Genomic DNA, 14,074 nt, shown 5'->3' with positions numbered 1-14,074 from the left:
AGTATAATATTTAATATATTCTTAATAAATCATAAATAAATTGAAAAAATTATTCTCTATTCTTAATTAAAAGCCATCCTGAATAAGAAACTGGCAATTTTGTATCGGGTTCAATCCATTTTATTATGTACCAATAAGTTCCGGTAGATAAGTTGCGTCCTCCCGATTTTCCGTCCCATATATAATTTTTCCCTGAAGATTGATAAACGGCAGCGCCATATCTGTCAACTACTTCTATGCTTACCTGATCTTTGATTTTAAGATCAGAGTAATCTAAAACATCATTCTTACCGTCATTATTAGGAGTGATGGTATTAATTAAATTTAATAGTAAAAAATCTTTTGTAACCGGCTGACATCCATCTCGCCCGATGACATACACTTTATAAGGACCTCTTACCAATCCTGTGAAAACATTAGAGCTTTGATAATCAATTCCATTTAATGAATATTGATAAGGAGGAGTTCCTCCTGTTACGTTAATCGTTGCTGTATTTCCTGTAACCGTTACGCTGGTTACTACAGGTAGTGGGGCATTGGTTACTGTAACTGTTTGTCTGTAAACGCAACCATTAAATCCTAGATCTACAAAATAAACACCTTCTCCTGCACTGATGGATTGCGTTGTTGCTCCTGTGCTCCATGAATAAGAAGTAAAGCCTGCTCCTGCATCCAGTAAAGCTTTTTGATCTGCGCAAACTACCTGATTTTTTAGAACCTCAGATTTCTTTGGAGATTTTAAATTAACTGTTAAAACTGCTGTATTTGGACATCCATTATTGCTGGTGAATCTGATGTAGAATGTTGAAACAGAACTGATGTTTTGATTGGGAGTAATGGTATTTGTACCTGCCTGCGCATTGGCTAAAGTATTGTAAAATGTTAATACAACGGAAGGATCTGTACTGAATAGATTTTTATAATCATTAAGATTAACGGCTTGAGTTCCATTCAGATCATTATCACATACATCTGTAGTGGCATTGGTTGCCAATAAGGTTATTCGGTTTCCAATCTGAAAGTTGATCTGCCCAAAAGCAGGAGTACAATTGGTGCCGATTCCGTCAACTCTTACATAAACTGTTGTATTGGCAGTATATGTCCAGTTATTAGGAAGTGTATTGTTGTTTCCTGCATTTGCATCTGTTTGGTTCAGGTAATATCTTACAGTAAAACTTCCTGAATTGGTAACAATTTGAGGTGAAACTGTTGAGAAATTTACATTGATTATTCCGTCAAAATTATCATCGCAAAGTACAGCGTTGTAATTAGCTGTATTGATATTAGGTAACGGATTGATGACTAAATTGATCTGTGCTGTTTTTGTACATCCGAAACCTGAACTCACCTGTGCATAAACTATTCCCCCGGAAGAATTGTAATTTGTAGGCGTTGCAATAGGAGCAGTGAGCAAAGCATCTGAAAAGAACAAAACTGTTGCTCCCGGAGTTGCTGTAACAGTAGCTGTAGTCAGATTAAAATTTGCTGTTCCGTTGGCATTGGCACAAGCAGATAAGTTAGCATTGGATGTTGAAAGCTGATCCAGTGATAAGGTAATCTTTGCTATATTAGGGCAGCTTCCTGAAGCCTGAAATCGAATAAAAAACACCTGAGAAGGAGCAATGATCTGATTTGAATTGATAGCGTTGGCCGCATTTTGCGCATTAGCAAAAGTGCTGTAAAAGTTCAATGTAACAGCAGGATCTGTAGTGAAATTATTTTTATAAGTATTTAAGTTAACGGTTTCTGTTCCGTCCCAGTTGGTATCGCAAACTAACGTGGAATAATCTAATGTGGATAAAGATATTTTTGATCCTACAGAAAAGTTGATCTGTCCAAAAGCAGGAGAACAATTGGTATTAATTCCGTCGACTCTTACATAGACTGTTGTAGCTGCAGTATACGTCCAGTTGTTGGGAAGAGTATTGTTATTTCCGGCATTTGCGTCTGTTTGATTCAGATAATATCTTACGTTAAAACTTCCTGAGTTGGTTACGATTTGAGGTGTAATCGTTGAGAAATTTACATTAATAATTCCATCAAGATTATCATCACAAAGATTTGCGTTAAGATTGGAAGTATTGATATTTGGTAACGGATTTACTGTCAATGTAATCTGTGCGGGTTTAGAACATCCGTAAGCAGAAGTTATATTAGCATATATTGTTCCTGCAGGACCTGTGTAATTGTTTGGAGTGTTGATCTGACCTGTCAGGTTAGAATTGGTATAATATACAACCGATGCGCCTGAATTTGTAGTAAGATTAGCCGTGGTTAAATCAAATGTTCCGTTACCTGCAGAATTGGCACAAGAAACCATACTTGCATTATTGGTCTGAAGAACGTCTGTGTTAATAATAATTTTAAAATATTCAAAATCAAAAGGATTACCATTTCCCTGAATATAATAAATGAAAGTATCTGTTGTATTACTAGTTAAAGTTGAGTTTGGAGTATAGGTAATCTGACCGTTTGCCGGATTTACAGTTGCTGTACCGGAAGTTGGCTGCAAAATAATTCCTGTAAGCGACGGAACAATATTCTGAGTTGAATTGCTAAACGAAGGAGTAATTACTTTTGTATTACAAGAACCGATTGTATATGTTGTTGTAGTAATTGGCGGACATAATGTGTAATTATAAATTGCAGTCAGCTTGCTTTCGCAATTGTTTTTTGTAATCTGACACGTGTAATTTCCTGCTCCGTAAAGTTCTGGGTTTATTGAGAAAGAAGTCGCTCCCGGAATAGGATTTCCATTTAAAAACCATTGGTAAGAGTCATAAGAATTATCTACCTGTAAAAGTATGCCGGCATAACAGTCACCTGTTTTAGAAATTGCAGGAACGGACGAGAACCCCGCAAAGTAACCACCGTAGCCGACAGCACCGCTTCCTGCTGCAATTCCTGCAGTTACAGATTTGGTAGAATTTACAGAAATAATTCCGGAAACATTCGGTACAGAATAGGTCACCCAGTTAGGGTTCCCTGTTACGGGATAAGGTCCGTTGTTGGCAGCAATAGGATTTCCGTTTAAAGTAACTATAGCTCCGGTTTGGGTAATAATATTCAGTTTTGTGTTAAAAGCTTGTCCTCCAATCATATTGATGAATCCGATTTCATCTACTTTGTTGGGCATGAAACAGCTTAATGGCGGAATAAAATTCATTCCTCCTGTTGCAAATTCGTTATTAGATCCGCCGCCCATAATTCCGGCAAGCAATTGATAAACATAAATATTTTTGTTTGAAGTAATATTCATGTTATAATTTCCGCTTCCCTGATTAATGTAATTACCAGTCGGAACCATGTAATATTGTCCCGCATTCAATGTGACTGCAGTTCCGGCTCCGTTGAAAGCAATTTGAGTATTATCTTCTGTGGCAATGATAAGTGCCGTTTCCATTTCATTAGCTACATTACCGTTTCCTTTCACCATGATAAAATCTTTTCCCAATCTGTTGACAGGAACAGCCTGATCCATCAGAACATCATTATTGCTGAAATTAAGATTGGTATAAATTCCATTAAAATTACCATTGGTCACCGAAATAGGTTTTGTAGATACTATTTTTGCTCCTACAAGTCCGGTAGGATTAAAAGGGCTGTCTGTACTTCTTGCATCTACAATATAAGATTGTCCTTTGTTTAATGTGAAAGTTTTGGTTGGAGAAGATGTGCCGTCAGAAAACACTACATTAGGATTATATCCTGATATTACAACAGTTGTATTATCTTCGGTTGCGGTAACTCCGATTGTAGAGTTTACATAAGTTGCGCTTCCTGTAATGGGAACTGTTCCTGCAAAAAAAGTTGTTCCGAGTCCTGCCAAACCTTTTGAAGTGATGATTTCAGCGTGATTTTGCAGTGAAAATCTATAATTTGCAAAAAATCTTTTAGTTCCTTTTACATTCAGTCCCATAGAATTGGGCGTAAAAAGATCAAACTGATTTGAGGTAATCAGAAAATTGTTTGGAATAATAATCTGCGCAGGATTTCCTTTGCTGATCTGAGTACTTGTATATAAAGTATTGTTGTTGAATATCTGGACTGTAAAGGGAACTGTTTCGTCGGTTGAAAGGTAAAGATAACCTTCTAATCCGCTATTTCCTGCCTTTGATGCCATTGGCGCAAACCAGTGCTCGGTATCAAGCTGGGCATTAAACAATAAACATAAAAATGTGCATATTAATAATAAAACTCTTTTCATACAAAAATTTCAGGGCGACAAATTTAAGTATTAATAATCAAATTTTTACGTTATTTTTTTAACATTATGTTAATATTTTTGAAATTATAAATAATGAATGAATATTGCTATGTTATTCATATTATGTGAAATATAGCATAAATAAAAATCCCGATGAAAAAAATCACCGGGACAGTATTTTAAAAATTTAAAAAGATTATAAGCTAACTCTTATAAATCCTGTTACTTTAAGATCTGAGCTTACAGATTTTACGTAGTCTGCAACAGAAATAGCGTTATCTTTAATGAAAGATTGGTGTACCAAAGTGTTGTCTTTGTAGAATCTCTGCATTTTACCTTTCAAAATATTATCAATAATATTTTCTGGCTTACCTTCTTTAGTTAATAGTTCTCTTTCAATTTCCAATTCTTTGTCAATTGTTTCCTGAGAAACCTGAGTTTCATCAAGAGCGATTGGGTTCATCGCAGCAACCTGCATAGAAACAGATTTTGCAGCCTCATCAGCTCCGTCTACTTTTGCAGAAAGAGAAGTGATGGCAGCAATTTTGTTACCAGCGTGGATGTAAGCTCCAAGGAAAGGTCCTGTAATTCTTTCAAATGCACCGATTTCAATTTTCTCACCGATAACACCTGTCTGCTCAATTAATTTTTCAGCTACAGTCATTCCGTGGAAATCTGTTGCCAATAATTCTTCTTTAGTTGCAGCAAAAATTGCCATTTCAGCCAATTCGTAAGCCAATTCAACGAAAGCTTCGTTTTTAGCAACAAAGTCAGTCTCACAGTTTAAAGAGATGATCGTACCTAAAGTATTATCTTCGTTTACTCTTGCGATTACTGCTCCTTCTGCAGATTCTCTGTCAGCTCTGTTAGCAGCAACTTTCTGACCTTTTTTTCTAAGGATGTCAACTGCTTTTTCAAAATCTCCTTCTGCTTCAACTAGAGCTTTCTTGCAGTCCATCATACCTGCACCTGTTTGGTTTCTTAATTTTGCTACGTCTGCAGCAGCTGGTGTATAAGACATAATATTTATTGTTTATTTATTTAAAATTATGATTAACTTTAATAGTTTATTTTTAAGTCGTGCAAAGATAATGATTTTAATGATAAACTAAAAAATGACTTTTAGCGTTATAGTATTTATTTAATAAATTTTTAAAGATTAATTTGATGAAAAAACTTTTTCTCATTATATTTCTAAGTATTTTCAGTTTGGGTATTGCCCAGAAAAAGAAAAAAAGCACCTCTAAAACAAAAGCAGTTGCTGAAAAGGAAACAGTAATTATTTATACTCTCGAAGAAGCGGAAAGTTCTTCCGAACCCCGAATTATTGCCGGGTTTATTAAGCAGAATCCTGGTCACGAAAAAACAGATGCTCTTAAAAGGAGACTGATGGATATCATCATGGCAGATAATTCTATTGAAGCTAAACCTACGATAAAGCCTTTAAGTAAAAGTAAAGTTGAAAAAATTGTAAGCAATAATGAGCTTAATAAAGGTAAAAATCTTGCAGTTAACACATCTTCTGAGCAAAATGTGAATTTAGCATCTACAGGAAGCAGCAAAAAATCTGAGCCGAGTGAGCATGCCAAAAAAACGGCTTCTATGCTGAGTCATATTTTCAATCATGACCCCAATGATAAAGAAGCCTACATCAATATCAAAAATAAATCGAAATGTAACCTCATCGTTAAGATCAGCGGAAACAAATATTACAATGTGGATGTTCCGGCGAGAGGGCAGAATTTTATTATGGTAGATAAAGGAGAATATGTTTTGACGACTCAGGTCTGCGATGCAAAATATTCTTCTCTGAAGAAAATCCAGCGGGATATTCAGATTGAGCTGAATGTTGCGGATTAGGATTAATCAAATAATTTTAGATCAAAAAAAACCGGTACGCTCATTAAGTGTACCGGTTTTTTATTTTATCCTTTAAATTGCCCCATAGCAATAAATTTTTCTTGTCTGTGAGTTTCAAGCTCTTTTCCTGTGAATTTTGAAAAGGCTTTGATGTTTTGAAGAATAGAAGCCTTTAAATTCAGATAAGCAACTTCCGGATCGTAATGTGCGCCACCAAGTGGTTCTTCAATGATTCCGTCGATGAATTTTTCTCTTAAGGCATCTTTCGGAGTTAGATTTAAAGCATTTGCAGCATCTTCTTTATGATCCCAGTTTCTCCAAAGGATTGATGAGCAGCTTTCCGGTGCAATTACAGTATACCATGTATTTTCCATCATGTATACTTTGTTTCCGACACCAATTCCTAAAGCTCCACCGCTTGCTCCTTCACCAATAATATAAGTGAAAATAGGAGTTTTAAGCATGGTCATCTCAAAAATATTTCTTGCAATAGCTTCACCCTGTCCTCTTTCTTCAGCTTCAAGACCAGGATAAGCTCCCGGAGTATCTACTAAGGTAACTACAGGAATTCTGAATTTTTCTGCAAGCTTCATCAGTCTTAAAGCTTTTCTGTATCCTTCGGGATTCGGCATCCCGAATCTTCTGTGCTGTCTTTCTTTTGTAGTTCTTCCTTTTTGGGTTCCTATGATCATCACTTTCTGGCCGTCTAAAGTTGCCAAACCACCGATCAATGCGGGATCATCTGCAAAATTTCTGTCCCCGTGAAGTTCCAGAAAACTGCCTTTGTCTACCATTCCGTTGATATAATCCAATGTATAAGGACGATCCGGATGACGGGAAAGTTGTACTCTTTGCCAAGGGGTAAGATTTCCATAGATTTCTTTTTTCTTTTCTATGATTTTATCCTCGATCTGGCTGCATGCTAATTTTACATCAACACCACTTTCTTCTCCTACTAAAGAACAGGTTTGGTATTGATCCATTAATTCTTTTATAGGAAGTTCGAAACTTAAATATTCCATTCTTGAAGTAAATTAAATCTTTCAAATTTATGAAAAATTATCAAAATCTATTTAAAATTATTTATTGCATTGTTTATTCTGGAGGTAGTTTCCTCTTTTCCAAGAAGTTCCATGATGTCCGGAACATCCGGTCCTTTAAGTTCTCCTACTAAAGACAAACGCAGCGGCATCATTACTTTACCCATTCCCAAACCTCTGTTTTCCGCAAAATCATGAACGATCTGCTTTAGATTTTCAGCATTAAAATCTGCTTCCTGAAGACTTGAGGATAATTCTCCTAAAATTGCCGAAGTTTCGTCATTCCATGCTTTTTTAGATGCTTTTTCGTCATAGGAAGTGGGAGCTTCGAAGAAAAATTTTCCGCTTTCGTAGATATCTTTCGGGAAGGTAGCTCTTTCTTTCATCAGCTTGATTACTTTTAACAGTTTCTCGTCTGAAAGTGTTAAATGTAAGTTTGAATTTTTAAGAATATTCAACAGTGCTTCATCCGAAGTTTTCTGAATATACTGATGGTTGAACCATTCTGCTTTTTCTTTGCTGAATCTTGCTCCGGCTTTATGAACTTTATTAAGATCAAATTCTTTTGCCATTTCATCCAAAGATAAAATTTCTTTATCGTCTGCAGGAGACCAACCCAAAAGTGCCACCATATTGATGAATGCTTCAGGAAGATAACCGCTTTCTCTATACCCTTTAGAAACATTTCCTGTTACAGGATCTGTAAAATTCAAAGGAAATACAGGAAATCCGAACTTGTCGCCGTCTCTTTTGCTTAATTTTCCTTTTCCTTCAGGTTTTAAAATTAAAGAAAGATGCGCAAATTGAGGTGCTTCCCAACCCATTGCTTCATACAATAAAGTGTGTAAACCTAAAGAAGGCAGCCACTCTTCACCACGGATTACGTGAGAAATTTCCATTTCGTGATCATCAATGATGTTGGCGAAATGATAAGTGGGCATTCCGTCATTTTTTACCAGAACCTTATCGTCTAAAGTATCTGTATTGACCGAGAAATTCCCACGAATAATGTCCGTAAGTCCTAAAGTGCGGTCAACCGGCATTTTGAATCTTACAACATAAGGCGTTTTTTCATCCAGTAATTTCTGAACTTCTTCTTCAGAAAGCGTTAAACTGTTTCTAAGCTGATTTCTTGTTCTGTTATCATAAGAAAAAACATCTCCTCTGGCTTCGTATTTGGCACGGATGGCATCCAGTTCTTCAGCAGTATCAAAAGCAATGTACGCATAATCTGTTTTTAAGATCTGTGCGGTATATTTATCGTAAATATGTCTTCTTTCAGATTGTCTGTAAGGTGCAAATTTGCCTCCTTTTTTCGGGCTTTCATCGGCGATAATGCCGCACCATTCAAGAGCTTCCTCAATATATTCTTCTGCTCCTTCCACATATCTTGCGGTATCTGTATCTTCAATTCTCAACACAAATTCGCCTCCTTGGTTTTTAGCAAAAAGATAATCGTATAATGCAGTTCTTACGCCTCCCAAATGTAAAGGTCCCGTAGGACTTGGAGCAAAACGTACTCTTACTTTGTCCATTTTTAAATAAAATTTTTGCAAATTTACTCAAATTAAATGTTTTTGATGAGCTTTAATCTAAATGAGATTTGGATTTTTAATCTTATTATCTACATTTGTAAAAATTTAGAATTCACAGATTATGCTAGAAATAGGCGAAAGACCTTGGGGAAAATATTATGTTTTGGCAGACGAACCCAAATATAAACTGAAAAGAATTGAAGTAAATCCGGGGCAGAAACTGTCTTATCAGTATCATCATCAAAGACAGGAACAGTGGACAATTGTTGAAGGAGATGCTACTGTGGTTTTGGATGATAAAGAAATTCATTTAAAATATGGCGAAAGTATTTTCATTCCTTTGGGAGCTAAACACAGAATGATGAATCTTTCTCAGAAGCCGGTTGTTTTTATTGAAGTTCAGACAGGAACTTATTTCGGTGAAGACGATATTGTAAGAATTGAAGATGATTATGATCGACAATAATCTGATAATATTGTCTAAATGAATTGTAAAATTTGCTCTTCAGCTGCCGAAACTGTTTTTTCTAAAATGATACTGCTTAAATATAAAGTAGATTATCACCAATGTCAAAACTGCGGATTTATACAAACAGATCAACCTTTTTGGTTAGAAGAGGCGTATAATAGTGCAATTACTTCGTTAGATATTGGTATTTTGAAGAGAAATAATGAATTGGCTGAAGCAATACCAAAATATATAGATACATTTTTTCCAGATTCTCAGAAATATCTTGATTTTGCTGGTGGTTATGGCATATTTGTCCGTTTAATGAGAGATTTGGGTTACGAATTTTACAGACAGGATTTGTATTGCGAAAATATTTTCTCAAAACATTTTGATATTACCGATACTAAGCTTAAAAAATTTGATGTAGTAACTGCATTTGAAGTTTTTGAACATCTTGAAAATCCTTTACAACAGATTGAAGAAATTTTTGAATATTCTGACAATCTTATTTTTTCGACCGATATAGTTCCGCAATCGGAATCTGTTGAAGATTGGGTTTATATAGCCAATGAAACAGGGCAGCATATTGCTTTTTATACTGAAAAGGCATTAAAAATAATTGCAGAAAAATTCAACAAAAATTATTACAGATACAAAAACTACCATATTTTCTCCAAAGAAAAATTTTCTCATGAGCAGATAAATTTTGCGTTTTATGGTATCACAAAGTACAGGAGTTTTTTCGGATTGAAAAAGAGAAGGGTTAATTTCAGAATTATCAGACAAAGTCTTTTAGAAAAAGATTATGCTAAGATTCAGCGGATTTTGCAAAGCCAAAGTTCTCACACTTCTAAATGATTAACAGTGTGTTATATAAAACCAGTCAAATCCAATTAAATATTTAATGAAAATATTATTAGATCCACAGATCTTTGATCAGCAAACTTACGGCGGAATATCGCGATATTATACGGAAGTTTTTTCGGTATTGTCAACAAGAAATGATATTGAGGTAATACTCCCTATTTACAGTTCTGATAATGCTTATGTAAATGAAACTGATTTGATGGTGAAAAATAAAAGTCTTCATCTTCTGTACGGGGTTTTGGCTTTTTTTAAAATAAGTACCAGAACATTAAGAAGAAAAAATTCTGAAAAATTACTCAATCAGGCTTTTGAAAACAAGAATTATGATGTATTTGTGCCGACTTATTACAATCCTTATTTTTTAGATAAAATCGGTGACAAGCCATTTGTCCTTACTGTTTATGACATGATTCATGAGATTCTGCCTGAATATTTTATTGATGATCCGTTTAAGGTAGTAGAGCGTAAGTTATTATTGATGGAGAAAGCTGCAAAAATTATTGCCGTTTCACACAATACCAAAAAAGATATTACTAAAATATATCCGCATATTGATCCTGCTAAAATAGAAGTAGTACATCATGGAAGTTCCATAAAAATACACCCTGATGTAAAGGTTAATCTGCCTGAAAATTATATTTTATATGTAGGATCCCGCTCAAATTATAAAAATTTTCAGTTTTTTCTGAGAGCAACAGTTCCTTTGTTGAAACAGAATCATGATCTAAAGATTATCGCAGCTGGTGGAGGGAAATTTGAGGAAGAAGAAGTTAAGCTTTTAAAGGAATTTAACGTTGAAAAACAGGTTTTTCAAAGAAAATTTAACGAAAATGAATTGGGACACTTCTACCAAAAAGCCAAATGTTTTGTTTTCCCGTCACTATATGAGGGTTTTGGAATTCCTGTTCTGGAATCTATGGCATGCGGATGTCCGATCATTTTAACCAAGCACGGTTCATTTCCAGAAGTTGCAGGAGATGCCGGAATCTATTTTGATTCTGATTCCGAAGAAGATTTGCGTACAAAAATAGAGATGCTGCTTTTTGATGAAGACCTTAGAAAGCAATACATCCAAAAAGGATTGGAACATGTAAAGATATTTGACTGGAAAGACGCTGCAGAACAATGTTTGAAGGTTTATTCTGATGCTGTGAAACAATAATTTAAAATAATGCAGGTAATGAGCATGAAGTTAACCATAATTACAATCAATTTTAATAACAAGGAAGGATTGGTCAAAACTTTTGAATCTGTCAAAAGCCAGACGTGGTCAGATTTTGAATACATTGTTATTGATGGCGGAAGTACAGACGGAAGTAAAGAAATAATTGAAAATAATTCTCAGGTAAATTATTGGATCAGCGAAAAAGATTCCGGAGTTTACAATGCTATGAATAAAGGCATCCGTAAAGCTTCTGGTGATTACATTATCTTTATGAACAGCGGAGATTTTTTCTACGATTCGCAGGTTTTGGAAAAAGTGCAGCAGGAGCTTAGCTCTGATGTGGGAATTCTCTATGGAAATTCAATATACTTTAATGATGAAGGCTATCGAAGAGAAGAAGTTCCGCCAGAAAAACTGACTTTTAGTTTCTTTTACTATGGAGGAATCAATCATCAGGCTGCTTTCATCAAACGAAAACTTTTCGATGAGTATTTTTATTACAGAGAAGATTATAAAATCTGTGCAGACTGGGAGTTTTTTATTGTTCTTATATGTTTGCACAATGTAAGCTATAAACACTTAGAACAGACCATCTGCTATTATGATTATTCGGGAATTTCAGCAAAACCTGAAAACTTAGCTCTTTATCACGCTGAAAGAGAGATTACGCTGAATAGATATTTTGGTGCGTTTCTTGAAGATTTGGCGTTAAGTCATGAAGCTAGAGCAAGAAGAATTCAACATGTACTTCATATTAAAAAATTTCCTGCTGCCTGGAGAATTCTGAAATGGATGATCAGCCTTGTGTTGCTTTTTGTACCTAAATTTAAAATGAAAAAAGATTGATTTTAAGGTAGAATTCTGTTGATATAATTTATAAAATAAAAAAAGTGACTTACAGGCTTTCCATAATTACGATCAATTATAACAATGCAGAAGGTTTAAAAAAAACTTTGCAAAGCATTGTCAATCAGAATTCTAAAGAATTTGAATATATCGTTGTAGACGGAAACAGCAGCGACGGAAGCAAAGAACTAATTTCCCAAAACAATCCATACATCAGTAACTGGATAAGTGAGCCCGATACCGGTGTTTATAATGCGATGAATAAAGGAATCAGAATGTCAAACGGAGAATATCTTTTGTTTCTGAACAGCGGAGATCAGCTTGCCAATGGAAATGTAATTGAGAAAATTCTTCCTTTTCTGCAAAATGCAGATCTTATTTCAGGAAATTTAATTTACAGTTTAGATGGTATTCCTCAAACACTTTTTACGCCGCCGGAAAATATTAATCTGACTTATTTCCTTCATTCATTCTTACCTCATCCGTCTACTTTTATTAAAAAAGATCTTTTTGAAAAAATAGGTTTTTATAATGAAAATTTAAAAGTTGTTTCAGACTGGGAATTCTTTTTAAAGTCTTCAGTAATTCAACAGGCAAAATATATGCACATTGATTTGGTAGTGAGTGACTTTGATAATTCAGGTCTTTCCAGTAATCCCCAGAATGAGCATCTTATCCAACAGGAAAAGCAATCTGTATATGAAACGCTTTTTCCTCATTTGAGAGAGGAAATTGAGATGATCAAGTTTGCGGGCTCTAAAAGAATGCTCCAGATCCGGTATATCCATAAAAACCATTCTTTCTTGTGGAAATTACTGAAAGGATTTTTAAATATATTAAATCTTTTTTCTTCGGAAAAACAAGTGAAGCAGTTTCAGAAGATTAAATAAAATGGTTATTCTTTATTGATAACCTCCGTGTAATAACTCACTGTTTCCTCAAGCATTTTCTCCAGAGAAAATTTTTCAACGATTGTCTTTCGGGCATTCTGAGAAAGATACTGAGCAAAAGGCTGATCAGAAAATATTTTAAGGATTTTTTCTGCAAAATCATCTTCTGACTTGGCAATTAATCCATTTTTGTCATTTTCTACAATTTCTTTGAAAACTTCGAGATCAGAACATACAACAGGTTTTTCCAAAGCCATTGCTTCGGTAAGCGCTAAACCAAAAGTTTCGCCTTTAGACGGAAATATTACAACTTCAGCTTCCGAAAGCAGTTTTATAACTTGATTTTTATCTTTTCTTCCGTGAAAAACAACTTTATTATGAAGGTTATTTTGCTTAATTTTTTCTTTTAGTTTTTCAGAAATTTCAGTTTCTCTGCCAATAAAATGCATGCTGGCTGCAGATTCACTCTGATTAATTTTTATAAAAGCATCCAATGCTGTTTGCGCACCTTTTTCCACAGAAACATTTCCGATGTAGAATATAGATTTTGGCTTGACAGGATTATTTTGTTGAGGTCTAAAAAAATCTGTGTCGATTCCGTTGTAAATAAGATGGTAATTTTTAGATCCGAAAACCTTTCTTACGATATTTTCATTGCTTTCAGAAATCGTGATAATATAATTTGCTTTTTCAAAAGCCTTTTTCTCATTATCAATTTTACCTTTTGCAGCACCATATCCAAAAAATTTATGTAAAACCGACCACGAACCGTGACAACGGATGATGTATGGAATATTTAAATCTTCTGTTACCTGGCTCATACCTTCCCAGTCATGAGTTTCTATGACGTCAATTTCTTTATCTCTGATGAAATTTTTAAGTTCTTTGTGTAAATAATTTATTTCCCAATTATAGATTTTGAAATGTAAATTTTGCAAAAAAGAAATTTTTCCGGTAACAGAGCGCAGCAGTTCTGCAAGTTTATTTTTCTTAAAATAATCTTTCACAAAAAACACCGAAAGGTTCTCTGCTGTTTGTTCAAAAGGCTTTTTAGATGAACCGAAGACAGAAACTTTTATCCCTTTTCTTATAAGACCTTCAGCAAGGTTTTGATAAAAAACACCCGTTCCTCCGCTATTAACCTGAAATTCTGACTGAAATTCTTTTGTGACAATCAATACATGACTTACTTTTTTCATCTATAGCTTTTATT

11 protein-coding genes are annotated in these 14,074 nt (G+C 34.6%); 6 read left to right on the top strand and 5 right to left on the bottom strand.

Translation table 11 applies throughout. The features are described 5' to 3' along the window. Positions 1-49: 49 nt before the first annotated feature. On the bottom strand, positions 50-4,207 hold the full coding sequence (locus FNE73_RS14095) for a T9SS type B sorting domain-containing protein (protein WP_143885211.1): 4,158 nt from the start codon (positions 4,205-4,207) through the stop codon (positions 50-52). A 196-nt stretch (positions 4,208-4,403) separates the two neighbouring features. Further along, positions 4,404-5,228 carry a translation elongation factor Ts gene (gene tsf, locus FNE73_RS14090; protein WP_143885210.1) on the bottom strand — a complete coding sequence of 275 codons (825 nt, stop codon included), beginning with the start codon at positions 5,226-5,228 and terminating at the stop codon, positions 4,404-4,406. A gap of 146 nt (positions 5,229-5,374) precedes the next feature. On the opposite strand from tsf, the gene FNE73_RS14085 reads away from it, so the two are divergent. Then, positions 5,375-6,067 (top strand): DUF6759 domain-containing protein, encoded by a 693-nt coding sequence (locus FNE73_RS14085; RefSeq protein ID WP_143885209.1) that lies wholly within the window; start codon positions 5,375-5,377, stop codon positions 6,065-6,067. A 65-nt stretch (positions 6,068-6,132) separates the two neighbouring features. Here FNE73_RS14085 and FNE73_RS14080 read toward each other — a convergent pair whose 3' ends face one another. Together FNE73_RS14080 and gltX are read right to left on the bottom strand one after the other, a co-directional pair. Next, positions 6,133-7,089, bottom strand: a complete 957-nt coding sequence (locus tag FNE73_RS14080; RefSeq protein ID WP_143885208.1) for an acetyl-CoA carboxylase carboxyltransferase subunit alpha — start codon at positions 7,087-7,089, stop codon at positions 6,133-6,135. A gap of 47 nt (positions 7,090-7,136) precedes the next feature. Next, complete coding sequence (gltX, locus tag FNE73_RS14075) at positions 7,137-8,642, bottom strand: glutamate--tRNA ligase (RefSeq protein WP_143885207.1); 1,506 nt, start codon at positions 8,640-8,642, stop codon at positions 7,137-7,139. A 121-nt stretch (positions 8,643-8,763) separates the two neighbouring features. On the opposite strand from gltX, the gene FNE73_RS14070 reads away from it, so the two are divergent. The 5 genes from FNE73_RS14070 to FNE73_RS14050 all read left to right on the top strand — a co-directional run bounded on the left by FNE73_RS14070 (position 8,764) and on the right by FNE73_RS14050 (position 12,861). Continuing rightward, on the top strand, positions 8,764-9,108 hold the full coding sequence (locus FNE73_RS14070) for a phosphomannose isomerase type II C-terminal cupin domain (protein WP_185147353.1): 345 nt from the start codon (positions 8,764-8,766) through the stop codon (positions 9,106-9,108). Between the two features lie 66 nt (positions 9,109-9,174). Then, positions 9,175-9,951 (top strand): class I SAM-dependent methyltransferase, encoded by a 777-nt coding sequence (locus FNE73_RS14065; RefSeq protein WP_160813576.1) that lies wholly within the window; start codon positions 9,175-9,177, stop codon positions 9,949-9,951. Positions 9,952-9,997: 46 nt separating this feature from the next. Next, positions 9,998-11,122 carry a glycosyltransferase family 4 protein gene (locus tag FNE73_RS14060; protein ID WP_143885204.1) on the top strand — a complete coding sequence of 375 codons (1,125 nt, stop codon included), beginning with the start codon at positions 9,998-10,000 and terminating at the stop codon, positions 11,120-11,122. A gap of 24 nt (positions 11,123-11,146) precedes the next feature. Continuing rightward, positions 11,147-11,971 carry a glycosyltransferase family 2 protein gene (locus FNE73_RS14055; RefSeq protein ID WP_228430122.1) on the top strand — a complete coding sequence of 275 codons (825 nt, stop codon included), beginning with the start codon at positions 11,147-11,149 and terminating at the stop codon, positions 11,969-11,971. 44 nt (positions 11,972-12,015) lie between these two features. Then, the gene (locus FNE73_RS14050; protein WP_185147352.1) at positions 12,016-12,861 is read left to right on the top strand and encodes a glycosyltransferase family 2 protein; all 846 of its coding nucleotides are present in this window, start codon (positions 12,016-12,018) and stop codon (positions 12,859-12,861) included. 5 nt (positions 12,862-12,866) lie between these two features. Here FNE73_RS14050 and FNE73_RS14045 read toward each other — a convergent pair whose 3' ends face one another. Then, the gene (locus tag FNE73_RS14045) at positions 12,867-14,060 is read right to left on the bottom strand and encodes a glycosyltransferase family 4 protein (protein ID WP_143885201.1); all 1,194 of its coding nucleotides are present in this window, start codon (positions 14,058-14,060) and stop codon (positions 12,867-12,869) included. Between the last annotated feature and the right edge of the window lie 14 nt (positions 14,061-14,074).

The organism is Chryseobacterium binzhouense, from assembly GCF_007474545.1.
In the GTDB taxonomy this organism is placed as follows: domain Bacteria; phylum Bacteroidota; class Bacteroidia; order Flavobacteriales; family Weeksellaceae; genus Chryseobacterium; species Chryseobacterium binzhouense.
The sequence above is the reverse complement of the archived record's forward strand: the minus strand, read 5'-3'. Positions and strand labels throughout refer to the sequence as shown.